The sequence below is a fragment of the Arenimonas sp. genome (assembly GCF_036275555.1).
In the GTDB taxonomy this organism is placed as follows: domain Bacteria; phylum Pseudomonadota; class Gammaproteobacteria; order Xanthomonadales; family Xanthomonadaceae; genus Arenimonas.
Map to the genome: position 1 here is coordinate 47,949 of NZ_DASUDO010000015.1, position 22,791 is coordinate 70,739.

The following is a 22,791-nucleotide window of genomic DNA, read 5'->3' on the forward strand; positions in this document are numbered from 1 at the left end:
CCTGCACGAGGCGCTGTAGGAGGGACTTCAGTCCCGAAGCTTTACTTGGGCCAAAGGCCCCGGATCCCCGCCACGCCTTGTCCGCCATGCCGGCGCGCCACGGCCACGTCGGCAGGCTTCATGCCGCCCAGCGCATAGATCGGCAGCGAGACGCCTTCGCGCAGCGCGGCGAATTTGTCCCAGCCCATGGGCTCGACCCCGGGATGGGAGTCCGTGGCGCGCACCGGCCCCAGCACCACGAAATCCAGGCCCAGGCGCTCGGCCTGCGCCAGCTCTTCGGCATCGTGGCAGGAGGCCGCCACGGGCTGGCCCTCGGCCAGCGCCGGGCGCGAGGACAGGGCCATCAGCTGGGCCGAGCGCAGGTGCAGCCCCAGGCCCAACCCGGCCGCCAGCCCGGGCTCGCCGTTGAGCAGCAGCTGGGCACCCTTGGCGCGGCAGCGGATCTGGGCGTCGCGGGCCAGGATGGCGAGGTCGGCCGGGGCCATCGCCTTGGCCCGGAGCTGGATGCGGCGCGCCCCGGCGGCCAGGGCTTTGTCCAGTTTCGAAAGGAAGCCGGCGCGATCGGCGGGCTCGGGGGTGATCAGGTAGCGATCGGCGGCGGTCAGCGCGGCCACCACCGGGCGATCGGCGGGCGGCATCGGGTAGCTGGCCAGCTTCTCCGGCGGCGACCAGGCCAGGGCCTGGCGCTCCAGGCCGCGGGCGGTGCCCTCGAACTGGTCCACTTCGTAGACGTCGAGCACGATGCGCTTGCCCGGATAGGCCTGCGGCACCGACACCAGTGGACGCGCCGGGCCGATGCGGATGCCCAGCTCTTCGCGAAGCTCGCGCTCGAGCGCCTCCAGCGCGGTTTCACCGGGTTCGACCTTGCCGCCCGGGAACTCCCAGGCGCCTGCCAGGTCGCGGCCGGCGGTACGGCGGGCCAGCAGGATCCGGCCGCGGGCGTCCCGGAGGACGGCCGCGACCACGTGCACCGGGGGTTTAGGTCGGTCGCCGGGCATGCGCCGGGGTCACTCCAGGCGCCCGTGGCACTGCTTGTACTTCTTGCCGCTGCCGCAGGGGCAGGGATCGTTGCGGCCGACCTTGGGCTCGTCGCGGAGGACCGGGGTGGCCAGCACGCCTTCGCCGCGGGCCGCCTGGGCCTGGGCCTCGGCGGCTTCCTCGTCCGCGCCATAGCCGCCGGTCTCGGGATGCTGGAACTGCATCTGCTGCGACTTGGCGGCCAGGCGCTGGCGCTCGGCGGCTTCCATGGCCGCCACTTCTTCCTCGTTGCGGACGCGGACGCGGGCCAGCAGCGACACCACTTCCAGCTTCACCTTGGCCAGCATGTCGCCGAACAGCTCGAAGCTCTCGCGCTTGTACTCCTGCTTGGGCTGCTTCTGCGCGAAGCCGCGCAGGTGGATGCCCTGGCGCAGGTAGTCCATGCGCGCCAGGTGCTCCTTCCAGTTCTGGTCGAGCACGTTGAGCATCAGGTGCTTCTCGAGGCTGCGCATCATCTCGGGACCCAGCTGGGCCTGCTTGGCCTCGAACAGGCGGGTCGCCGCCTGCTGGGCCAGGTCGAGGATGCGCTCGTCGTCGATCTCCGACTCGGTGCGGGCCGGGCCCTGCAGGTCGACCTCGAGGCCGAACTCGTCGGCCAGCGCGCGCTCGAGGCCCGGCAGGTCCCACTGCTCGTCGATCGATTCGGCCGGCACGTGGCGGCGCACGATCTCGGTGACCACGTCCTCGCGGATCGCGAGGATGGCGTCCTCGACCGAGTCGGACTCGAGCAGCTCGTTGCGCTGCTGGTAGATGACCTTGCGCTGGTCGTTGGCGACGTCGTCGAAGTCGAGCAAGTTCTTGCGGATGTCGAAGTTGTGGGCCTCGACCTTGCGCTGGGCGTTCTGGATCTGCTTGGTCACCAGGCCCGACTCGATGACGTCGTTTTCCTTCATGCCCATGCCGCGCATGGCGCGCTGCACCCAGTCGGCGGCGAAGATGCGCATCAGGTTGTCTTCGAGCGACAGGTAGAAGCGGGACGAGCCCGGGTCGCCCTGGCGGCCGGCGCGGCCGCGCAGCTGGTTGTCGATGCGGCGGCTCTCGTGGCGCTCGGTGCCGATGATGTGCAGGCCGCCGAGGGCCTTCACTTCGTCGTGGCGCTTCTGCCACTCGGCCTTGGCGCGGGCCTTGTCGGCGTCGGTCGCCTCTTCGCCGAGCTTGTGCAGCTCGGACTCTAGCGAACCGCCGAGCACGATGTCGGTGCCGCGGCCGGCCATGTTGGTGGCGATGGTGACGGCCTTGGGCTTGCCGGCGTCGGCGACGATCTGCGCCTCGCGCTCGTGCTGCTTGGCGTTGAGCACCTCGTGCGGGATGCCGACCTTCTTGAGCTGGTTCGACAGCAGCTCGGAGGTCTCGATGGACGTGGTGCCCACCAGCACGGGCTGGCCGCGGCCGTAGCAGTCCTTGATGTCCTCGATGACCGCGTCGTACTTCGCCGGACGCGCCAGGTAGACGAGGTCGGCGTGGTCCTTGCGCACCATCGGCCGGTGGGTCGGGATCACCACCACTTCCAGGCCGTAGATGGTCTGGAACTCATAGGCCTCGGTGTCGGCCGTGCCGGTCATGCCGGCCAGCTTGCCGTACATGCGGAAGTAATTCTGGAAGGTGATCGAGGCGAGGGTCTGGTTCTCGCGCTGGATCGGCACGCCTTCCTTGGCCTCGATGGCCTGGTGCAGGCCGTCCGACCAGCGGCGGCCCGCCAGCGTGCGGCCGGTGAACTCGTCGACGATGATGACCTCGCCGTCGCGCACGATGTAGTCCACGTCGCGCTGGAACAGCGCATGCGCGCGCAGCGCGGCGTTGAGGTGGTGAACCACCGCCAGGTTGTTGCCCGAGTACAGCGTGTCGTCCTCGCCGATGATGCCGGCCTTGCGCAGCAGTTCCTCGGCCCGGACCATGCCCTGCTCCGAGAGGTGGGCCTGCTTGCCCTTCTCGTCCACGAAGTAGTCGCCCTCGCCGTCTTCCTTCTCCTGGCGCACCAGGTGCGGGACGATGCGGTTGGTCTTGACGTACAGCTCCGGGGAATCGTCGGCCGGGCCGGAGATGATCAGCGGGGTGCGGGCCTCGTCGATCAGGATCGAGTCGACCTCGTCGACGATGGCGAAGAACTGGCCGCGCTGGAAGCGGTCGTCCTTGGACAGCGCCATGTTGTCGCGCAGGTAGTCGAAGCCATATTCGTTGTTGGTGCCGTAGGTGATGTCGGCGGCGTAGGCGCCCTTCTTGTCCGAATGCGGCATGCCCGGGTAGACCACGCCCACGGTCAGGCCGAGGAAGTTGTAGAGCTTGCCCATCCAGGCCGAGTCGCGCTTGGCCAGGTAGTCGTTGACGGTGACCACGTGCACGCCCTTGCCGGCCAGCGCGTTGAGGTAGACCGCCAGGGTGGCGACCAGGGTCTTGCCCTCGCCGGTGCGCATCTCGGCGATGCGGCCCGAGTGCAGCACCATGCCGCCGATCAGCTGCACGTCGTAGTGGCGCAGGCCGAGGGCGCGGCGCGAGGCCTCGCGGCAGACGGCGAAGGCTTCCACCAGCAGCGAATCGAGGCTGGCGCCGTTGGCGACCCGCTCCCGGAATTCCTCGGTCTTGCGCTTGAGGGCGGCGTCGTTGAGACGCTCCAGCTCGGGCTCCAGGGCGTTGATCGCGGCGACGTTCTTCTGGAACTGGCGCAGCAGTCGATCGTTGCGGCTGCCGAAGATGCGGGTGAGCAAGCTGTTGAGCATGGGGAAAACCGGTAAGGGAAAGGACCGCGCAGGGCGCGAAACGAAACGGCCGCGGCAGCCCTCGGGGGGCGTCGCGGCCGTCTAGTCTAACTTGGGGACGGGGGCGGGACTATCAAGCCCGCCCGGGGTGCTCAGCCGCGGACCCGGTCCAGGTACTGGCGCGGGTTGACCTGGCGACCGTCGAGCATGATCTCGAAGTGCAGGTGCGAACCGGTGGAGCGACCGGTGGAACCGACCTTGCCGATCAGCTGGCCGGCGCGCACGACGTCGCCCGCCTTGACCAGGTTCGCCGCGTTGTGGGCATACAGGGTCTTGAAGCCGTTGCCGTGGTCGATCTCAATGGTGTTGCCGTAGCCGTTGCGCCAGCCGGAGTAGCTGACCACGCCGTCGGCGGCGGAGGTGATCGGGTCGCCGCCGTTGGCATCGATGTCGATGCCCATGTGGTGGGCGCGGCCGCGGCCGAAGGGATCGTTGCGGCTGCCGTAGCCCGAGACGATGTAGCCCGGGGCCGGCATGCCGGACGGCGTGCGCTTGGCGTCCACGTCCTGGTCGAACAACAGGGCCTCGAGCACGTCGAGCTGGCGGCCGGAATGGTCGAACTGCGACTGTAGCTGGTCGAGGCTGGCGAGCAGGTCCCCGGCGGCGATGTCGCCGGCGGTCTCGCCACCGCCCTGTCCGGGCAGCTCGCCGAAATTGAACTCGCCGTCCTTGAGCTTGCCGACGCGGGTCAGGCGGTCGCCGAGGGCGTTGAGGCGGTTGGCCTGGGCCTGGAGCTCACCGACGCGGGCGGCGATGGCGTTGACTTCGCGCTGGGCCTCTTCGCGGGCCTGGGCGAGCTCGACCGCCTGGGCGTCGAGCTGGGACTGCATGCGGGCGATTTCCTGGAGGGCCGCGCCGTTGGCGCCGCGGGCCAGGTAGCCCAGCCCGAAGGCGGTGGCCAGCACCAGCGCGATGGCGCCCAGTGCAATCCCCGCGACCTTCGGTTGGTCGAACGCCAGTTTTTTTGGCGCCCGGAGGAATTTTGCTGCGATGATGACATTCATCATGTCTGAACCACCTAAAACCCGCGTCCGCGGCGCCGCATCGCTGCCTGCCCTGCCCCCGCTGGCGCTTGAAGCGCTGGCTGGTTCCGGGCTCGCCAACGTGGTCGAGCGCGCCAAATGGCTGGCTGCGCTTGACCCTTTGCTGCGCCAGAGTCTCCCCGCCACCTTGGCCGGCCAGTGCAAGCTGGCCAACGTGGATGACAAGCACTTGGTATTCCTGGTGAGCGCGCCGGTCTGGAAGGCCAAGCTGCGGCTGCATGCCGACGCCCTGCTGGACGCGGCGGCCGCGGCTGGCCTCAGGGGCCGGTCGCTCGTGGTGAAAGTGTCCGCTCCGGTGTTGCCCGTCCCCACGGGGACCGGTACCGCCCGTCCACTCTCCGAGGCAGTCCGCGATTCACTGCGGGCCACCGCCCAATCGGTTTCCGATCCGGAGCTCCGGGCTCAGCTTCTGCGGCTGGCCTCGTCGTCCCGGTCAGGCACCGACGGGGCATGATGCCCCGGCCTCGGGGTCGAGTCGTTAAGCAGGCGTTAAATGGGGGTCAAACTTTGTGACCCCTGTCTCATTCCGCTACCGCGGGATGACAGCCGCCTTACACCGCCTGGGCGGGGTGGGCGTAGGAAATCGGCGCCAGGGCCGGATCTTCGAAGGTGACCTCTTCCCAGGCCGAGGTGTCGGCCAGGAGGGTGCGGAGCAGCTGGTTGTTGAGCGCGTGGCCGGACTTGTAGCCGTAGAAGGCGCCGATCAGGCTGTGGCCCAGCAGGTACAGGTCGCCGATGGCGTCGAGGATCTTGTGCTTCACGAACTCGTCCTCGTAGCGCAGGCCGTCCTCGTTGAGCACGCGGTAATCGTCCAGGACGATGGCGTTGTCCATCGAGCCGCCCAGCGCCAGGTTGCGCTCGCGCAGGAACTCGATGTCCTTCATGAAGCCGAAGGTACGGGCCCGGCTCACTTCCTTGACGAAGGAGGTGGTCGAGAAGTCGATCTCGGTGCTGGAGGTCGACTTGTTGAAGATGGGGTGCTGGAAATCGATGGTGAAGCCGACCTTGAAGCCCTCGAAGGGCTCGAAGCGGGCCCACTTGTCGCCGTCCTCGACCTTGATCGGCTTGAGGATGCGGATGAAGCGCTTGGCCTTGGCCTGCTCCTCGATGCCCGCGGACTGCAGCAGGAACACGAAGGGACCGGCGGAGCCGTCCATGATCGGCACTTCGGCCGTGGACAGGTCCACGTAGGCGTTGTCGATGCCCAGGCCGGCCATGGCCGACAGCAGGTGCTCGATCGTCATGACGCGGGTATTGCCCTCGACCAGCGCGGTGCACAGGCTGGTGTCGCCGACCTTTTCGGCCTTGGCGTGGATCTCGACCGGCGATTCGAAGTCAACGCGCCGGAAGACGATGCCGGTATCGGGCGCAGCCGGACGCAAGGTCATGTAGACCTTTTCGCCGCTGTGCAGGCCGACGCCGGTGGCGCGGATGACGTTCTTGAGGGTTCTTTGTCTGATCATTTTTGTGGCGTTCTCCGGGAGGAGCGCGCAAAACCGCTCGAACCATAGCACAGGGCGCAATGAACGAAAACCTAACATTATTCCCAGCGTCCCATTTCAGCAACAAATGTGCGCTGGATCACACTTTTAAGCCCGTCTTTGGACCCCTCGGCCGGAAAAGGACCCGCCGGCAGGGCCGGCGGGCCAAGGTTTCCTGACCCCCTGGGGACAGCAGGCCTAACCCCGCAAGCGGGACCAGACCCTATCCGGACGCGACCTTCCTGGCCGGCCGGCTGCGAACCGCACCGCCACGCCTGGTCGGGCGCGGGCGGCCGGCCGCCTTTCGACTCAGTCGGCCTGGCGACGCAGGAAGGCCGGGATGTCCAGGTAGCTGTGGTCGGTCGGGAAGTCCGACAGGGCACTGGTCGCGGCCGACGCCGGCTCGGCCGAGCGGCTGGCGCGCAGGCCCATGTGGCCGTGGGCCTGCGGCGGGGCCGCGGTCACGTTGGCCATGGCGTCGTAGTCCACCTGGCCGGTGCTGGCGTTGCGCACCAGCTTGACCGGGGCGCGGTAGGCCTCCCTCTCCGGGGCGCGCGGGGCGGCCTGGCGGACGACGCCGCGGTTGAGGCCGGTGGCCACCACGGTGACGCGCACTTCGTCCTGCATGTCCGGGTCCAGCGAGGTGCCGATGACGACGGTGGCGTCCTCGGAGGCGAAGTCCTCGATGGTGCGGCCGATCTCGTCGAACTCGGCCATGGTGAAGTCCGGGCCGGCGGTGATGTTGACCAGCACGCCATTGGCGCCGGACAGGTTCACCTCGTCGAGCAGCGGGTTGGAGATCGCGGCCTCGGCGGCGGCCTGGGCGCGGTCATCGCCGCGGGCCACGCCGGTGCCCATCATCGCCAGGCCCATCTCGGACATGACGGTGCGGACGTCGGCGAAGTCGACGTTGATCAGGCCCGGGCTGACGATCAGGTCGGCGATGCCCTTCACGGCGCCCAGCAGCACGTCGTTGGCCGCGCGGAAGGCCTGCACCATGGTGGCCTGGCGGCCCAGCACGGTGATGAGCTTTTCATTCGGGATGGTGATGAGCGAGTCGCAGTGGTGGCTCAGCTCCTCGATGCCCTTGAGCGCCACCTGCATGCGGCGGCGGCCCTCGAACGGGAACGGCTTGGTGATGACCGCGACGGTCAGGATGCCCAGCTCCTTGGCCAGCTGCGCCACGACCGGGGCGGCGCCCGTGCCGGTGCCGCCGCCCATGCCGGCGGTGATGAACACCATGTCGGCGCCTTCGAGCGCCTCGACGATGCGCTCGCGGTCCTCAAGCGCGGCCTGGCGGCCCACTTCCGGATTGGCGCCGGCGCCCAGGCCCTTGGTGACGTTGCCGCCGAGCTGCAGCTGCAGCTTGGCGCCGCACTGCTTGATCGCCTGCGCGTCCGTGTTGGCGGTGATGAATTCCACGCCCTCGACGCCCGCGTTCACCATGTGCGCGACGGCGTTGCCACCGCCACCGCCAACGCCGATGACCTTGATTACCGCATTGGGTGCCAACTTCTCGATCAGTTCAAAATGTGCCATGTCCGCGTCCTCCGTGATTCGAATCCAGGGGTTTGTGTTTTCTTGTTCGCTGCGTTTGCCGCTACCTCAGTGACGCCGTTCAGAACTCACCGCGATACCAGTTCTTGAACTTCGTCCAAACCGTGCCCGCCTTGCCCGCCGACAGCGTCGGGCGGCGCGGGTGTTCCAACTGGCTGCCCCACAGCAGCAGGCCGACGCCGGTGGCGTGCACCGGGTTGCCCACCACTTCGCCCAGGCCGGAGACGTGCTGGGGAATCCCCACCCGCACCGGCATGTGCAGCATTTCCTCGGCGAGCTCGACCACGCCCTCCATCCGCGACGCGCCGCCGGTCAGTACCAGGCCCGCGCGCACCAGCTCCTCGAAGCCGGAGCGGCGCAGTTCGGCCTGCACCATCTCGAAGATTTCCTCGTAGCGGTTCTGCACCGCCTCGGCCAGGGCCTGGCGGGCCAGGCGGCGCGGCGGGCGGTCGCCCACGCTCGGCACCTGGATCGATTCCTCGGCGGTGGCCAGCTGCGCCAGCGCGCAGGCGTAGCGGACCTTGATCTGCTCGGCCTCCGGCGTCGGCGTGCGCAGCAGGTGGGCGATGTCGTTGGTGACCTGGTCGCCGGCGATCGGCAGCGAAGCCGAATGGCGGATCGCGCCCTGCACGAACACCGCGATGTCGGTGGTGCCGGCGCCGATGTCCACCAGCACCACGCCCAGCTCCTTCTCGTCGGTGGTCAGCACCGCGGTGCTGGACGCCAGCGAGCTCAGGATCAGGTCGTCCACCTGCAGGCCGCAGCGCTGCACGCACTTCATCACGTTGCTGGCCGCCGACTGGGCGCCGGTGACCAGGTGCGCGCGCACCTCAAGCCGCACGCCGCTCATGCCCACCGGGTTGCGGATGCCTTCCTGCGAGTTGTCGACGATGTATTCCTGGGCGATGGCGTGCAGGATCTTCTGGTCGGCCGGCACCGCGACCGCCTTCGCGGCCTCGAGCACGCGGTCGAGGTCGGCGTAGGTCACTTCGCCCCCGGCCACAGGCACGATGCCCGGCGAGTTGCGGCACTGGGTGTGGCTGCCGGTGATCGAGGCGTAGACCGAGCGGATCTCGCAGCCGGCCATCAGCTCGGCCTCTTCCACGGCGCGCTGGATCGACTGGACGGTGGACTCGATGTCCACCACCACGCCGCGCTTCATGCCGCGCGATTCGTGCGAGCCGATGCCGATCACCTCGATCTCGTGGCCGGGCGAGTACTCACCCACCAGGGCGGTGACCTTGGAGGTGCCGATGTCGAGGCCGACGATCAGCGACTTGTCGCCTTTGCGGTTCATGCGTTTCCTTCCTGCGTGCCGGCGGGGGCGTCGCCGGGCGATGCCTCGGGTTCGTTCGGGATGGCCGGCGGCGGATCGCCCCAGACCAGGGTGAAGCCGTTGGTGTAGCGGAGGTCGGCGCGCACCAGCACGCGCGGCTCGTTGTCGCGCAGCTTGGGCAGCAGGCGCGCGAAGCGGGCGAGGCGGGCCTGTGGGTCGCCGCGGCCGGCTTCGACCGCGGTGCCGTCGTCGAGCTTCAGGCTCCAGCTGCCGCGCGCGCTGAGCTGCACCGACTCGACCTTGGCGCCGACGGTCAGGAACAGCGGACGCGCCAGGCTGTGGAAGGACATCAGCTCGCTGGCGCGACCTTCCGGACCCTCGAACAGCGGCAGGCCGGCACCGGCACCCTCGGGCGCCGCGAACAGCTTGCCGTCCTCGGACAGCAGGCGGCCGTCGGGCCAGCGCGCCACCGGCGTGTGCTCGGTCAGGCTCACCTCGAGGCGGTCGGGCCAGCGCTTGCGCACTTCCACCCGCTCCACCCACGGCAGGCCGGCGACGGCGTCGCGCACCTGGTCCAGGTCGACCGCGAAGAAGCCGCGCTGCACCAGCGGCAGCACCGCCTCGCGCACCGCCGCCTCGTCCACCTGCGCGAACTCACCGGTCACCGCGAGCTTGCGCATCGGCCAGCGCTCGCCGGCGATCCAGCCGTTGAGCACGGCGACCACGGGCAGCGCCACCAGGGCGATGGCGAAGGTCCAGGCGATGATGCGCAGCAGGGCGTTCACGGCGTGGCGTCCCCCGGCGGCAGGCTGGTCTCGAGCACGCGCCAGCACAGCTCCTCGAAGCCGATGCCGACCTGGCCCGCGGCCTTGGGCACCAACGAGTGGCTGGTCATGCCGGGCGCGGTGTTCACTTCGAGCAGGTAGTTGTTGCCGGCCGCATCGCGCATCACGTCGACGCGGCCCCAGCCGGTGCAACCGGCGGCGCGGAAGGCGGCCAGCGCCAGCGCGCGGATCGCGGCCTCGGCCTCGCCGTCCAGGCCCGGGCACAGGTACTGCGTGTCCTCGGCCACGTACTTGGCGTGGTAGTCGTAGTACTCGCCGGCCGGCACGATGCGGATGCTCGGCAAGGCCACGTCGCCGAGGATGCCGACCGTGAACTCGCCGCCGACGATCATCTGCTCCATCAGCAGCTCGCCCGGGTAGCGCGCGGCGAGGTCGACCGCGGCGGCCAGGCCGGCCTCGTCGAACACGCGCGAGACGCCGACGCTCGAGCCTTCGCAGGACGGCTTGACGATCACCGGCAGGCCCAGCGCGCGCGCGGCGTCGACCACGTTGGCGCCCGGCGCCAGGCGCGCATAGCGCGGCGTCGGCAGGCCCAGCGACAGCCAGACCTGCTTGGTGCGGATCTTGTCCATGCCCAGCGCCGAGCCCAGCACGCCCGAGCCGGTGTAAGGCACGCGCAGCGCTTCGAGCAGGCCCTGCAGGGTGCCGTCTTCACCGCCGCCCTTGTTGCCGTGCAGGATGTTGAACACGCGGTCGAAGCGCTTGGCCAGCAGCGCCTCGAGCAGGGCCGGGATGCCGTCCACCGGCTGCGCGTCGATGCCGCGGGCGCGCAGGGCCTCGAGCACGTTGCGGCCGGATTCGAGCGACACCTCGCGCTCGGCGCTGGTGCCGCCCATCAGGACGGCGACGCGGCCGAAGGCCTTCGGATCAGTCACGCGCGCGGCGGGGATCGGCGTCATGCCTTGGGTTCTCCATTCAGTCCGTGCAGGGCCAGGTCGGCGGCGACGTGGCCGATGTCGCCCGCGCCCATCACCAGCAGCAGGTCGCCGTCGTGCAGCACGTCGGCGAGCACGGCCGGCAGTTCGCGCGCGGCGCCGGCCAGCACCGGGTCGATGCGGCCGCGGGCGCGGATCGCGCGCGCCAGCGACTTGGCGTCGGCGCCGGCGATGGGCGATTCGCCGGCCGGGTATACGTCGGTGAGCAGCACGGCGTCGGCGCTCGACAGCACCGCGGCGAAGTCGTCGAACAGGTCGCGGGTGCGGCTGTAGCGGTGCGGCTGGAAGGCCACCACCAGGCGACGCTGCGGCCAGCCGCCGCGCGCGGCGGCGAACACCGCTTCCAACTCCTTGGGGTGGTGGCCGTAGTCGTCCACCAGCAGCGCCTTGCCGCGGCCGAAGTCGAGCTCGCCCTTGAGGTTGAAGCGGCGGCCGATGCCCTGGAACTTCTCCAGCGCCGACGCGATCGCGGCGGGCTCGACGCCCAGCTGCCAGCCGATGGCGGCGGCGGCCAGCGCGTTGAGCACGTTGTGGCGGCCCGGCAGGTTCAGGGTCACGGCCTGCGGCGCGCTTTCCGGCAGGTGCAGGGTGAAGCGCATGCAGGCGCCGTCCTGGCGCACGTCGCGGGCGTACACGTCGGCCGGCTGGTCGATGCCGTAGCTGACCAGGTGGCGCGGCGTTTCCGCGGCCAGCGCGGCCACCTCCGCGTCGTCCACGCACAGCACGGCCAGGCCGTAGAACGGCAGGCGGTGCAGGAATTCGTTGAACGCCGCCTTGACGCGCTCGAAGTCGCCGCCGTAGTTCTCGAGGTGGTCGGCGTCGATGTTGGTGACCACGGCCACCAGCGGGTTCAGGCGCAGGAAGCTGCCGTCGCTCTCGTCCGCCTCGGCCACCAGCCACTGGCCGCCGCCGAGGCGCGCGTTGGCGCCGGCCGACAGCAGCTGGCCGCCGATCACGAAGGTCGGGTCGAGGCCACCCTCGCTCAGCACGCTGGCGACCAGCGAGGTGGTGGTGGTCTTGCCATGGGTGCCGGCGATGGCGATGCCGCGCTTGAAGCGCATCAGCTCGGCCAGCATCTCCGCGCGCGGGACCACCGGGATGCGCTCGGCGCGCGCGGCGACCAGCTCCGGGTTGTCGGCGCGGATCGCGCTCGACACCACCACCACGTCGGCGCCGGCGATGTTCCCGGCGGCGTGGCCGCGGTGGATGGCGGCGCCCATCGCCAGCAGGCGGCGGGTGGCGGCGGAATCATTCTGGTCCGAGCCCGAGACCTGGTAACCCAGCGTCACCAGCACCTCGGCGATGCCGCTCATGCCGACGCCCCCGATGCCGATGAAGTGCACGCGCGGGAAGGCGCGGGCCAGGTCGCCGGTGTCCTGCAGTCGACGGCGGATCATGCGCGGGCCTCCTTCAGCACGAGGTCGGCGACGCGCTCGGCGGCGTCAGGGCGGGCGGCGGCGCGCGCGGACATGGCCATCGCCAGCCGCGCGGGCGCATCGGCGAGCAGCGCGGACAGCGCTTCGAGCAGGCGCACGTCGAAGCCCTCGCCTTCCGGCAACAAGCGGGCGGCGCCGCGCTCGACCAGGTACTCGGCATTGCGGGTCTGGTGGTCGTCCACCGCGTTCGGGAACGGCACCAGCAGCGAGCCGACGCCGGCCGCGCACAGCTCCGCCAGCGTCAGCGCACCGGCGCGGCACACAACAAGGTCGGCCCAGGCGTAGGCCTCGGCCATGTCGGCGATGAACGGCTCCACGCTGGCGGCCACGCCGGCCTGCGCATACACCTGGCGCGAGGCCTCGGCATGGCGCTCGCCGCACTGGTGGCGCACGGTCGGCCGCTGCGCTTCCGGCAGCTTCGCCAGCAAGGCCGGGAGCGCGGTGTTCAGCGCATAGGCGCCCTGGCTGCCGCCAAGCACCAGCAGGCGCACCGGGCCGTCGCGGTGGGCGAAGCGCTCGGCCGGCGGCGGCACGGCGGCGATCGCCGGGCGAACGGGGTTGCCAACGTCGATGGTGTCGCGGCCGGGGAAGCTGCCCGGGAAGCCGCACAGCACCTTGCCCGCGACCCGCGCCAGCAGGCGGTTGGTCAGGCCCGGCGCGCGGTTCTGCTCGTGCACCAGCAGCGGGCGGCGCAGCAGCCAGGCGCACAGCCCGCCCGGTCCCGCGGCATAGCCCCCGAAGCTGAGCACGGCGCGCGGCTTCGCGGCGCGCACCACGGCCAGCGCCTGCAGGCACGCCCGCAGCAGCACGAACGGCGCCTTGAGCAGCGTCGCCACGCCCTTGCCGCGCAGGCCGCGGATGGCGATGGTCTCCAGCGGCACGCCGGCCTGCGGGACCAGCCGCGTTTCCATGCCGCCGGCGGCGCCGAGCCAGAGCACCGGCACGTCGCGCGCGCGCAGCGCCTGGGCCACGGCCAGGCCGGGGAAGATGTGGCCGCCGGTGCCGCCGGCGAGGATCAGCACGGGGCCGCTCATGCGACGGCTCCGAACTTCGGTTCGATGCGGTGGCGCGAGCCGCGCGGGCCCACGGCCGGTGCCAGCGCGGCCGGCGACTGCGTCGGCGGCGCGGCGTCGATCGAAGCCTCGCCCGGCTCGGGCAGGCCATCGCCGCTGCGCAGGCGCGCCACCTGCCGCTCGGCGCGGTCGAGCTCGTAGCTCACGCGCAGCAGCAGGCCGATCGCCATGCAGGTGGTCAGCACGCTCGAGCCGCCGGACGAAATCAGCGGCAGCGTGAGGCCCTTGGTCGGCAGCAGGCCCAGGTTCACGCCGATCGAGACGAAGGACTGCAGGCTCACCCACAGGCCGACGCCGAAGGCGCAAAAGCCGGCGAAGTGGCGGCGCATGTTCACCGCGCGGAAGCCGATGTCGAAGGCGCGCCAGGTGAAGGCGGCGAACAGCGCGATGATGCCGAAGGAACCGACGAAGCCCAGCTCCTCGGCGGTCACCGAGAAAATGAAGTCGGTGTGCGCCTCGGGCAGGTAGAAGAGCTTCTGCACGCTGCCGCCCAGGCCGACGCCGAACCACTCGCCGCGGCCGATCGCGATCAGCGCCTGCGTGAGCTGGAAGCCGTCGTTGAACGGATCCGCCCACGGATCGCGGAACGAGGTGAGGCGGCGCACGCGATAGGGTTCGGCGATCGCCACCAGCGCCAGCAGCGGCAGCGCCACCAGCGCCGGGATCACCAGGTTGCGGATGCGCGCGCCGCCCAGCCAGACCATGCCGCCGGTGATCGCCAGCATCAGCGCCGCCGAACCGAAGTCCGGCTGCAGGAGCAGCAGCACCACGATGATGCCGGCCATGGCCAGCGGCTTGATCAGCGCCATCCACTGCTGGGCGATCTCGTCGCGGTAGCGCACCAGGTAGCTGGCCAGCCAGATGATGAACATCAGCTTCACCGCCTCGACCGCCTGGAACTTCGAGATGCCGAGGTTCAGCCAGCGCTGGGCGCCGTTCACCGTGTGGCCGATGCCCGGCAGGAACACCATTAGCAGCAGCACGAAGCACATCGCCAGCAGCAGGTGGCTGTACTTCTCGACCAGCTTGAGTTCGACCCGCATCAGCGCCCAGGCCAGGCCACCGCCGATGACCAGGAACACGACGTGGCGGACGAGGAAATAGAACGGGCCGACGTCGAGGCCCTCGGCGATCGCGATCGAGCTCGAGGCCACCATCACCACGCCGAGGCCGACCAGGGCCAGCGTCAACAGCAGCAGCACCGGGTCGTAGCGCCCGGTGATGGCGTCGAGGCGGGTGGCCTGGTGGCTGCGGTCGGTCGGGATCATCTCAGCGCACCTTCAGGGTCGCGAGACCGACGAGGACGAGCATCACCGAGATGATCCAGAAGCGCACGATCACGCGCGGCTCCGGCCAGCCCTTGAGCTCGAAGTGGTGGTGGATGGGCGCCATGCGGAACACGCGCTTGCCGGTGAGCTTGAAGCTGGCGACCTGGATCATCACCGACAGCGTCTCGACCACGAAGATGCCGCCCATCAGCACCAGGATCGCTTCCTGGCGCACGATCACCGCGATGGTGCCGAGCACCGCGCCCAGCGCCAGCGCGCCGATGTCGCCCATGAACACCATCGCCGGGTAGGTGTTGAACCAGAGGAAGCCCAGGCCCGCGCCGGCGATCGCCGCGCAGACGATGGTGATCTCGCCCGCGCCCGGGATCGCCGGGATCTGCAGGTACTGCGAGAACACCGCGTTGCCCGAGGCGTAGGCGAAGATGCCCAGCGCGGCCGCGACCAGCACGGTCGGCATGATCGCCAGGCCGTCGAGGCCGTCGGTCAGGTTCACCGCGTTCGAGAAGCCGACGATCCAGAAATAGGCGATGACCACGAACATCGCGCCCAGCGGGATCGCGAAGTCCTTGAGCAGCGGCAGGAACAGCGTGGTCGCGTTGGCGTTGTCGGCGGTGAAGTACAGGTACAGCGCCGCCGCCAGGCCGAAGATCGACTGCAGCGCGTACTTGTGCCGCGACTTCAGGCCGTTCGGGTCGCGCCTGACGATCTTGATCCAGTCGTCGAGCCAGCCGATGGCGCCGAAGGCCAGCATCACCGCCAGCAGCACCCACACGTACTTGTTGCGCAGGTCCGCCCACATCAGCGTGGACAGCGAGACCGTGAGCAGGATCAGGGTGCCGCCCATGGTCGGCGTGCCGGCCTTGGAGAAGTGGCTCTGCGGGCCGTCGGTGCGGATCGGCTGGCCACCCTTGAGCTGGGCCAGGCGCGCGATCACGTGCGGGCCCAGCCACAGCGACAGCAGCAGCGCGGTCAGCGCGCCGAGGATGCCGCGGAACGTGATGTAGCCGAACAGCGGCGGCATCCAGCCCATTTCGTGCAGCCAGCGGGCGAGTTCAAGCAGCATGGTCGGCGTCTCCCTGCCGGTCGGCGGCCAGCAGCGCGGCCATTACCTTGTCCATCGCGCTCGAGCGCGACCCCTTGACCACGCAGCGCAGGCCGGCACCGGCCGCGCGCAGCGCCGGCGACAGCGCCGCGACCAGCGCGGCCTGGTCGGCGAAATGGCGGGCGCCATCGCCGAACGCACGGCTGGCGTGGGCGCTGAGTTCGCCAACCGTCCACAACCGCGCGATGCCGGCGCGACGCGCCTGGGCACCGATGTCGGCGTGCAGCAGTTCGGCGCCCTCGCCCAGCTCCTTCATGTCGCCCAGCACCAGCCAGGCTTCGCCGCCTGCGCCCGCCAGCGCGGCGATGGCCGCGGCCACCGAGCCCGGGTTGGCGTTGTAGCTGTCATCCACCAGCACGGCGCCGCTGGCCAGTCGGTGCGGGATCTGCCGGCCCGGCACCGGCGCGGCCTGCGCCAGGCCGGTGGCGATGTCGTCGAGCGACGCGCCCGCGCCCAGCGCCAGCGCCGCGGCGGCGAGCGCGTTCATCACGTTGTGGCGGCCCGCCAGCGGCAGCGCGACGTCCACGTCGCCGGCCGGCGTGTGCAGGCGGAAGCGGCTGCCGTCGGCATCGCCGGAGAGCGCGGTGGCGCGCACGTCGGCGTCGTTCTCCAGGCCAAAGCGCAGCACCCGGCGCGCGCCGATGCGCTGCATGAAGAAGGGCGCGAAGGCGTCGTCGGCGTTCACCACGGCGATGCCGTCGTCGGGCAGCGCCTCGTAGATCGCGCCCTTGGTCTCGGCGATGCCCAGCAGGCTGCCCATGCGCTCGAGGTGGGCCGGCATGATGTTGTTCACCAGCGACACCTGCGGCGGCGCGATCGAGGCCAGGTAGGCGATGTCGCCCGGCTGGCCGGCGCCCATCTCGTAGATGGCGAAGCGCGCGTCTTCCGGGGCCTCGAGCACCGCCAGCGGCAGGCCGATCTCGTTGTTGAAGTTGCCCGGGTTGGCGAAGGCCTTGCCGGCACGCGACAGGATGGACAGCACCAGGGTCTTGACCGAGGTCTTGCCGTTGCTGCCGGTGAGCGCGACCACTACGGCCGGACGGCCCTGCTGCACGCCGGCGGCCAGTTCGCCCAGCGCGTCCTGGGTGTCGGCGCACAGCACCTGCGGCAGCGGGCAATCGACTTCGCGCTGGACCAGCAGCGCCGCGGCGCCGCGCTCGAGCGCCTGCTGTACGTGGTCGTGGCCGTCGTGGCGCTCGCCGCGCAGCGCGACGAACAGGCTTCCCGGCGCCAGGGTGCGGGTATCGGTGCCGACCGAAGTCACTTCGACGTCGGCGCCGAGGTGCCGGCCTTCGACCCAGCGCGCGACCTGCGACAACAGCACCGGCCTCATGCGCGGGCCTCCAGCGCGGCGCGCGCGACCCTGAGGTCGTCGAAGGGGTGCTTCACGCCCTGCACTTCCTGGTAGGGCTCGTGGCCCTTGCCGGCCACCAGCACCACGTCGCCGGCACCGGCGCCGGCGAGTGCGGCGGCGATGGCGCGGGCGCGGTCGCGCTCCACCTGCACGCTGGCGCGGTCGCGGAACCCCGCGAGGATCTGCGCCACGATGGCATCGCCATCCTCGCGGCGCGGGTTGTCGTCGGTGACGATCACGCGGTCGGCGCCGGACTCGGCGATGGCGGCCATCTGCGGGCGCTTGCCGGCGTCGCGCTCGCCTCCGCAGCCGAACACGCAGGTCAGGCGGCCCGGCGTGTGCGCGCGCAGGCTGGCCAGCGCCTGCTCGAGCGCATCGGGCGTGTGCGCGTAGTCGACCACCACCAGCGGCTGGCCGTCGCGGCCACCGACGCGGCTCATGCGGCCGTCCACCGGCGCCAGCCGCGGCAGCATCGCGGCGACCGCCGCCAGCGGCCAGTCGAGCGCGCGCAGCGCGCCGGCCACGGCCAGCAGGTTGTCGACGTTGAAGCGGCCGAGCAGCGCCGAGGCCACCGGCAGGCGGGCGTCGCCTTCCACGAGGTCGAAGCGCAGGCCTTCCGGCGCCAGCGCCACGTGCTCGGCGCGCAGCGTCGCGCCGGCGTGGCCGCGCGAGCTCAGGCCGATGCGGCGGGCCGCCGCGGGTGCGCGCGCGAGCAGGCCGGCCCCGAAGGCGTCGTCGAGGTTCACCACCACCGCCTGCAGCGTCGGCCAGTCGAACAGGCGCGCCTTGGCGGCGCCGTAGGCCTCCATGCTGCCGTGGAAATCGAGGTGGTCGCGGGTGAGGTTGGTGAACACGGCGATGCGGAACGCCACCGCATCCACCCGGCCCTGCTCGAGCGCGTGCGAGGACACTTCCATCGCCACGTGGGTCGCGCCGGCGTCGCGCATCTCGGCCAGCAGGCGGTGCACGGCGATCACGTCGGGCGTGGTGCGCTCGCCGGCGACCAGCTGGCCGTGCAGGCCGGCGCCGAGGGTGCCGATGCTGCCGGCGACGCCGCCGCCGAGGGTCAGCGCCTGCGCCAGCAGCTGCACGGTCGAGGTCTTGCCGTTGGTGCCGGTGACGCCGGCCACGGCCAGGGCGCGCGAGGGCGCGCCGTAGAAGCGGTCGGCCAGTTCACCCTGGCGCGCGCGCAGGCCCGGCACGGCCACGGCGTCGTCGCCGGCCGGCTCGCCCGCGGGCGCCGGCGGCTCGAACAGGATGACGCTGGCGCCGGCCGCGCGCGCCTGGCCGGCATGGCGCAGGCCGTGGGTGGTGCCACCGGCCAGGGCGATGAAGGCGTCGCCCGCGCGCAGCGCGCGGCTGTCGGCGGTGAGGCCGCGCAGCACGGGATTGAACAACGCCGGCAGCGCCGGCTCGCCCTGCAGCAAGTCGTGCAGCGGCATGGCGCGGCTCATCGCAGCGCCCCCGCGTCATCGCCGCCGACCGGCAGCGCGGCCGGCGGAGGCACCGGTGCGGCCGCCACCGCGGCGCGCGGCGCGGTCTTGCGCGCCTGCTCGGCGAACCACTGCTCGATGTTGTCCGGCGGCACGTCCATCAGGCGCAGCGCGCCGTCCATCACGTTGTGGAAGATGGGCGCCGACACCGCGCCGCCGCCGTACTCCTCGCCCTGCGGGTCGTGGATCACCACGGCCATCGCGAAGCGCGGGTTGCTGGCCGGCACCAGGCCGACGAACACGGCCGCGTAGCGCTTGGCGGCGTAACCACCGCCGCTGGCCTTGCGCGAGGTCCCGGTCTTGCCGGCGACGCGGTAGCCCAGCACCGCGGCGCGGCGCGCCGTGCCTTCCGGGCCGGTCACGGTTTCCATCATCTGCATCAGCTGCGCCGCGATGGCCGGGTCGACCACCTGCTCGCTCTCGGCGTTGGCGCCCTTGACGAAAGTGGCCTGGTTGATGCGGCCGCCGTTGCCGATCGCGGCGTAGGCGCGCGCCAGCTGCAGCGGCGTCACCGACAGGCCGTAGCCGTAGCTGATGGTCGCCTTCTCCGCCGGGCCCCAGACGTTCGGCCCGCGCAGCACGCCCGCGGACTCGCCCGGGAAGCCGCTGCCGGTGGGCTGGCCGAGGCCGAAGCGGTGGTAGATGTCGAACTGGTGCTCGTTGCTCAGCTGCTGCGCCACCAGGGTGGCGCCGAGGTTGGAGCTCTTGGTCAGCACGCCGGTGAGGGTCAGCGTGCCGTAGTTGCGGAAGTCGCGGATCTGGTGGCCGCCGGCCAGGGTCATGTAGCCCGGCGCGGTTTCGATCGGGGTTTCCGGGGTGAACTTGCCGCTCTCGAGCGCCGCCGCGAAGGTCAGCGTCTTCATCACCGAACCCGGCTCGACCACGTCGGTGACCGCGCGGTTGCGCTGGGCGTCGGTGGTGGCCGATTCGCGCGCATTCGGGTTGTAGGAAGGCTGGTTGACCATGGCGAGGATCTCGCCGGTCGGCACGTCCAGCACCACGATAGAACCGGCGCTGGCGCCATGCTCGATCAGCGCCGCCTTCAGTTCGCGGTAGGCCAGGTACTGGATGCGGCGGTCGATCGACAGCATCAGGTCGCGGCCGGGCTCCGCGGCCTTGATCAGGTCCACGTTCTCGACCACGCGGCCGCGGCGGTCGCGGATCACCTGCTGGGCGCCCTCGGTGCCGGTCAGCCAGTCCTCGAAGGCCAGCTCCAGGCCTTCCTGGCCGTGGTCGTCGATGTTGGTGAAGCCCAGCACGTGCGCCATCACCTCGCCGTGCGGGTAGAAGCGGCGGAACTCGCGCTGCGAGTACACGCCCGGGATGCCAAGGTCGGTGACTTCCGCGGCCAGGTCCGGGTTCATGTGCCGGCGCAGGTACAGGAATTCCTTGTGCGCGCGCTGGGTCACGCGCTGCAGCAGCACCTCGCGCGGGATGCCCAGCGCATCGGCCAGCGCCGGCAGGCGTTCCGGGTGCTGCAGCAGCTCCTGCGGATTCACCCACACCGACTCGACCGGCGACGACACCGCCAGCGGCTCGCCGTTGCGGTCGGTGATCATGCCGCGCGAGGTCGGGATCGGCACTTCGCGCAGGAAGCGGGCGTCGCCCTGCTGCTGGTAGAACTCGGGGTTGATCAGCTGCAGGTGCGCCGCGCGCGCCACCAGGACCGCGCCGAACAGGCCCATCACGACGCCGACCGCCACCAGGCGGTGGCGCAGGCTGTAGCTGCTGCGCTGGATCTTCATGGCTGCAGCACCACGATGTCGGCCTCGGTCGGGTACTTCATGCCGATGCGGGTGCCGGCGACCTGCTCGATGCGGTTGGCTTCGGACCAGGTGGCCTGCTCGAGCTGCAGGCGGCCGAACTCGATGTTGAGCTCGTCGCGCTCGTGCTCGAGCGTGGACAGCGCGATGTAGGCCTGGCGATGCAGGTGGCGCGAGTACACCACCGCGACTGCGCTCGAGAGCACCGCGACCACCATCAGCAGCAGGGCGAACAGGCGCGGGCTCATGCACTCGCCCCCGCGGCCGGCAGCTTCTCGGCCACGCGCATCACCGCGCTGCGGGCACGCGGGTTGGTGGCGGTCTCATCGGATCCGGCGCGCAGGGCGCCGCTCACGTCGCGCAGCACCGGGGTGAAATCCTGCTCCACCGGCATGCGGCGGTTGCCCGGGGGCGCCTTGGCGTGGCGGGCGATGAACTGCTTGACGATGCGGTCTTCCAGCGAGTGGAAGCTGATCACGACCAGGCGACCGCCGGGCTGGAGGCGCTCCAGCGCCGCGTCCAGCCCGCGCTCGAGGTCCTCGAGCTCGCGGTTGATGAAGATGCGGATGGCCTGGAAGCTGCGGGTGGCGGGATGGATCTTGCTGTCGCCGCGACCGACCACCGAAGCGATCAGCTCGGCCAGCTGGGCGGTGCGCAGCAGCGGCGTCTCGTCGCGGCGGGCCACGATGGTGCGGGCGATCTTGCGGCTGAGCTTTTCCTCGCCGTAGGTCCAGAGCACGTCGGCGATCTCGCGCTCGTCGGCGCGGGCCAGCCAGTTCGCGGCGTTCTCGCCCGACTCCGGGTCCATGCGCATGTCCAGCGGGCCGTCCTTGGAAAAGCTGAAGCCGCGCTCGGCGACGTCGAGCTGCGGCGAGGACACGCCCAGGTCCATGAACACGCCGTCGAGGCCTTCGGCCGTTTCATCCCAGTGGGCCAGGCCGGCGAAGGAGCCGCGGCGCACGCGGACGCGCGCGTCCGCGCTGGCAAGCGCGTGGGCGGTGGCGATCGCTTCCGGGTCCTTGTCCATCACCAACAGCCGTCCATCCGGCCCCAGCCGGTCGAGCACGCCGCGTGCGTGGCCACCACGCCCGAACGTGCCATCCAGATACCTGCCATCCCTGCGCACCTGCAGCCCGTCCAGGGCCTGCCCGAACATCACCGGGAGATGGCTGGGCTGCGTGCCTTCCCGCATCCCGGCCATGTCCGTCACAGCCTGAGGTCGAGCATGTCCTCGCTGATCTCGTCTTCCCCGATGGTTTGACGGATCTGCGCGAGGTGCGCCTGCTCGCTCCACAATTCGAACTTGCCGCCCATGCCCAGCAGCACCGCTTTCTTCTCGATGCCCGCCGCGTTGCGGTGGCTGGCCGGCAGCAGCACGCGGCCGCTGCCGTCGGGCTCGACCACGGTGGCGGCGCCGACCAGCTTCAGCTGCAGGTTGCGGTGCACGCGCTTGGCGTTGGGCAGGGCGTTGACCTGGTCGCGGACCTTTTCCCAGGCCGCCTCCGGGTACAGCCACAGGCAGCCGGCTTCGTAGGGGTTGTAGGTGACCACCAGGCGATTGGCGCAAGCGCGCGCGACCAGGTCCCGGTAGGCGGTGGGAATCGCCAGACGGCCCTTGTCGTCGATCGTGATTGCGGTTTCGCCCTGGAACATCAGTTCGGATCAGCCCTTATCCACCGAAACCCACTAAAAACCCGGATTTCCCTCGGAAGCCCACGTTAGTCCTGCCCCCGGGGGCTGTCAAGGACAAAAACAGGGGAAATTCGCTAGGCGGATCAAGACTTTGCGCGAAACTTGAGAGTCTTGTTTAAGAACCGTTGGGCAAGTGTTGTTTCACATGGATTTGATCCAAACCTGTGAGCCGATCCACGAAACCGGCCCCGGCGCCCGGCAGGCGCCATGACCGCCCGCCCCAGGGCCGGGCCCGGGGGGAATCTGCGCAAACGGGGGTGGAACGGGGGAGGAAGTGGCGGAGCCGGCCATTAAGCCGGGTTCTGTCGTGGACAGTCATTCCTCTGGGACCTGCGTCGCCGCAGGCCTCAAGCAACCAACCCGGGTGCGGCACGAGCCATGCCATAGCACCCCTATTTGGTCTTGCTCCGGGTGGGGTTTGCCGTGCCCCGGGGCGTTGTCCCCCCGGGCGGTGGGCTCTTACCCCACCGTTTCGCCCTTACCACGCACCCTTGCGGGCCGTTCGGCGGTTTGTTTTCTGTTGCACTTTCCGTCGGCTCACGCCGCCCAGGCGTTACCTGGCACCCTGCTCTGTGGAGCCCGGACTTTCCTCGGCGCATTGCTGCGACGCGACTGCCTCGGCCGACTCCGCCGGGCGGGATTGTCTCACGATGCGGGCGGG

The 22,791-nt window shown here is 70.6% G+C and carries 19 protein-coding genes and 1 other RNA gene; 1 reads left to right on the top strand and 19 read right to left on the bottom strand.

Translation table 11 applies throughout. The features are described 5' to 3' along the window. Positions 1 to 41 precede the first annotated feature (41 nt). From VFV21_RS04795 to VFV21_RS04805, 3 genes are all read right to left on the bottom strand, one after another. The gene (locus VFV21_RS04795; RefSeq protein ID WP_329668347.1) at positions 42 to 998 is read right to left on the bottom strand and encodes a Nudix family hydrolase; all 957 of its coding nucleotides are present in this window, start codon (positions 996 to 998) and stop codon (positions 42 to 44) included. A gap of 9 nt (positions 999 to 1,007) precedes the next feature. Further along, entirely contained in the window at positions 1,008 to 3,752 is a 2,745-nt protein-coding gene (gene secA / locus VFV21_RS04800; RefSeq protein WP_329668348.1) for a preprotein translocase subunit SecA, read from the bottom strand. A gap of 131 nt (positions 3,753 to 3,883) precedes the next feature. Beyond that, entirely contained in the window at positions 3,884 to 4,798 is a 915-nt protein-coding gene (locus tag VFV21_RS04805; RefSeq protein ID WP_414638488.1) for a M23 family metallopeptidase, read from the bottom strand. On the opposite strand from VFV21_RS04805, the gene VFV21_RS04810 reads away from it, so the two are divergent. Further along, entirely contained in the window at positions 4,785 to 5,288 is a 504-nt protein-coding gene (locus VFV21_RS04810; protein ID WP_329668350.1) for a DciA family protein, read from the top strand. The genes VFV21_RS04805 and VFV21_RS04810 overlap by 14 nt on opposite strands. Positions 5,289 to 5,385: 97 nt before the next feature. On the opposite strand, the gene lpxC is transcribed toward VFV21_RS04810, so the two are convergent. From lpxC to rnpB, 16 genes are all read right to left on the bottom strand, one after another. Continuing rightward, a complete protein-coding gene (lpxC, locus tag VFV21_RS04815) occupies positions 5,386 to 6,297 on the bottom strand; it encodes a UDP-3-O-acyl-N-acetylglucosamine deacetylase (protein ID WP_034210819.1) in 912 nt (303 codons plus the stop codon). A gap of 327 nt (positions 6,298 to 6,624) precedes the next feature. Then, on the bottom strand, positions 6,625 to 7,854 hold the full coding sequence (gene ftsZ, locus VFV21_RS04820; protein ID WP_329668351.1) for a cell division protein FtsZ: 1,230 nt from the start codon (positions 7,852 to 7,854) through the stop codon (positions 6,625 to 6,627). 79 nt (positions 7,855 to 7,933) lie between these two features. Further along, positions 7,934 to 9,169, bottom strand: coding sequence for a cell division protein FtsA (gene ftsA, locus VFV21_RS04825; protein ID WP_329668352.1), 1,236 nt, complete (start codon positions 9,167 to 9,169; stop codon positions 7,934 to 7,936). After that, entirely contained in the window at positions 9,166 to 9,933 is a 768-nt protein-coding gene (locus VFV21_RS04830) for a cell division protein FtsQ/DivIB (protein WP_329668353.1), read from the bottom strand. The genes ftsA and VFV21_RS04830 overlap by 4 nt, the downstream gene beginning before the upstream one ends. Continuing rightward, entirely contained in the window at positions 9,930 to 10,892 is a 963-nt protein-coding gene (locus tag VFV21_RS04835; protein WP_329668354.1) for a D-alanine--D-alanine ligase, read from the bottom strand. The genes VFV21_RS04830 and VFV21_RS04835 overlap by 4 nt, the downstream gene beginning before the upstream one ends. Continuing rightward, positions 10,889 to 12,322, bottom strand: coding sequence for a UDP-N-acetylmuramate--L-alanine ligase (gene murC / locus VFV21_RS04840; protein ID WP_329668399.1), 1,434 nt, complete (start codon positions 12,320 to 12,322; stop codon positions 10,889 to 10,891). Before murC ends, VFV21_RS04835 begins: the two co-directional genes overlap by 4 nt. Next, the gene (gene murG / locus VFV21_RS04845; RefSeq protein WP_329668355.1) at positions 12,322 to 13,398 is read right to left on the bottom strand and encodes an undecaprenyldiphospho-muramoylpentapeptide beta-N-acetylglucosaminyltransferase; all 1,077 of its coding nucleotides are present in this window, start codon (positions 13,396 to 13,398) and stop codon (positions 12,322 to 12,324) included. The genes murC and murG overlap by 1 nt, the downstream gene beginning before the upstream one ends. After that, positions 13,395 to 14,705, bottom strand: coding sequence for a putative lipid II flippase FtsW (gene ftsW, locus VFV21_RS04850; RefSeq protein WP_329668356.1), 1,311 nt, complete (start codon positions 14,703 to 14,705; stop codon positions 13,395 to 13,397). The genes murG and ftsW overlap by 4 nt, the downstream gene beginning before the upstream one ends. Before the next feature lies 1 nt (position 14,706). Beyond that, positions 14,707 to 15,789, bottom strand: a complete 1,083-nt coding sequence (gene mraY / locus VFV21_RS04855) for a phospho-N-acetylmuramoyl-pentapeptide-transferase (RefSeq protein WP_329668357.1) — start codon at positions 15,787 to 15,789, stop codon at positions 14,707 to 14,709. Continuing rightward, the gene (locus tag VFV21_RS04860; RefSeq protein WP_329668358.1) at positions 15,779 to 17,161 is read right to left on the bottom strand and encodes a UDP-N-acetylmuramoyl-tripeptide--D-alanyl-D-alanine ligase; all 1,383 of its coding nucleotides are present in this window, start codon (positions 17,159 to 17,161) and stop codon (positions 15,779 to 15,781) included. The genes mraY and VFV21_RS04860 overlap by 11 nt, the downstream gene beginning before the upstream one ends. Next, entirely contained in the window at positions 17,158 to 18,636 is a 1,479-nt protein-coding gene (locus VFV21_RS04865) for a UDP-N-acetylmuramoyl-L-alanyl-D-glutamate--2,6-diaminopimelate ligase (protein ID WP_329668359.1), read from the bottom strand. Before VFV21_RS04865 ends, VFV21_RS04860 begins: the two co-directional genes overlap by 4 nt. Continuing rightward, entirely contained in the window at positions 18,633 to 20,420 is a 1,788-nt protein-coding gene (locus tag VFV21_RS04870) for a peptidoglycan D,D-transpeptidase FtsI family protein (RefSeq protein WP_329668360.1), read from the bottom strand. Before VFV21_RS04870 ends, VFV21_RS04865 begins: the two co-directional genes overlap by 4 nt. Then, complete coding sequence (ftsL, locus tag VFV21_RS04875) at positions 20,417 to 20,686, bottom strand: cell division protein FtsL (protein WP_034210806.1); 270 nt, start codon at positions 20,684 to 20,686, stop codon at positions 20,417 to 20,419. Before ftsL ends, VFV21_RS04870 begins: the two co-directional genes overlap by 4 nt. Continuing rightward, positions 20,683 to 21,630, bottom strand: coding sequence for a 16S rRNA (cytosine(1402)-N(4))-methyltransferase RsmH (rsmH, locus tag VFV21_RS04880; protein WP_329668400.1), 948 nt, complete (start codon positions 21,628 to 21,630; stop codon positions 20,683 to 20,685). The genes ftsL and rsmH overlap by 4 nt, the downstream gene beginning before the upstream one ends. 14 nt (positions 21,631 to 21,644) lie before the next feature. After that, a complete protein-coding gene (mraZ, locus tag VFV21_RS04885; protein WP_034210803.1) occupies positions 21,645 to 22,091 on the bottom strand; it encodes a division/cell wall cluster transcriptional repressor MraZ in 447 nt (148 codons plus the stop codon). A 314-nt stretch (positions 22,092 to 22,405) separates the two neighbouring features. Further along, positions 22,406 to 22,759: RNase P RNA component class A (gene rnpB, locus VFV21_RS04890), an RNA gene on the bottom strand. Positions 22,760 to 22,791: the final 32 nt, after the last annotated feature.

Coding starts and splice junctions, on each gene's coding strand:
- VFV21_RS04795 (WP_329668347.1), bottom strand. CDS start 998: ATGCCCGGCGACCGACCTAAACCCCCGGTGCACGTGGTCGCGGCCGTC.
- secA (WP_329668348.1), bottom strand. CDS start 3,752: ATGCTCAACAGCTTGCTCACCCGCATCTTCGGCAGCCGCAACGATCGA.
- VFV21_RS04810 (WP_329668350.1), top strand. CDS start 4,785: ATGACATTCATCATGTCTGAACCACCTAAAACCCGCGTCCGCGGCGCC.
- VFV21_RS04805 (WP_414638488.1), bottom strand. CDS start 4,798: ATGATGAATGTCATCATCGCAGCAAAATTCCTCCGGGCGCCAAAAAAA.
- lpxC (WP_034210819.1), bottom strand. CDS start 6,297: ATGATCAGACAAAGAACCCTCAAGAACGTCATCCGCGCCACCGGCGTC.
- ftsZ (WP_329668351.1), bottom strand. CDS start 7,854: ATGGCACATTTTGAACTGATCGAGAAGTTGGCACCCAATGCGGTAATC.
- ftsA (WP_329668352.1), bottom strand. CDS start 9,169: ATGAACCGCAAAGGCGACAAGTCGCTGATCGTCGGCCTCGACATCGGC.
- VFV21_RS04835 (WP_329668354.1), bottom strand. CDS start 10,892: ATGACGCCGATCCCCGCCGCGCGCGTGACTGATCCGAAGGCCTTCGGC.
- murG (WP_329668355.1), bottom strand. CDS start 13,398: ATGAGCGGCCCCGTGCTGATCCTCGCCGGCGGCACCGGCGGCCACATC.
- ftsW (WP_329668356.1), bottom strand. CDS start 14,705: ATGATCCCGACCGACCGCAGCCACCAGGCCACCCGCCTCGACGCCATC.
- mraY (WP_329668357.1), bottom strand. CDS start 15,789: ATGCTGCTTGAACTCGCCCGCTGGCTGCACGAAATGGGCTGGATGCCG.
- VFV21_RS04860 (WP_329668358.1), bottom strand. CDS start 17,161: ATGAGGCCGGTGCTGTTGTCGCAGGTCGCGCGCTGGGTCGAAGGCCGG.
- VFV21_RS04865 (WP_329668359.1), bottom strand. CDS start 18,636: ATGAGCCGCGCCATGCCGCTGCACGACTTGCTGCAGGGCGAGCCGGCG.
- VFV21_RS04870 (WP_329668360.1), bottom strand. CDS start 20,420: ATGAAGATCCAGCGCAGCAGCTACAGCCTGCGCCACCGCCTGGTGGCG.
- ftsL (WP_034210806.1), bottom strand. CDS start 20,686: ATGAGCCCGCGCCTGTTCGCCCTGCTGCTGATGGTGGTCGCGGTGCTC.
- rsmH (WP_329668400.1), bottom strand. CDS start 21,630: ATGCGGGAAGGCACGCAGCCCAGCCATCTCCCGGTGATGTTCGGGCAG.
- mraZ (WP_034210803.1), bottom strand. CDS start 22,091: ATGTTCCAGGGCGAAACCGCAATCACGATCGACGACAAGGGCCGTCTG.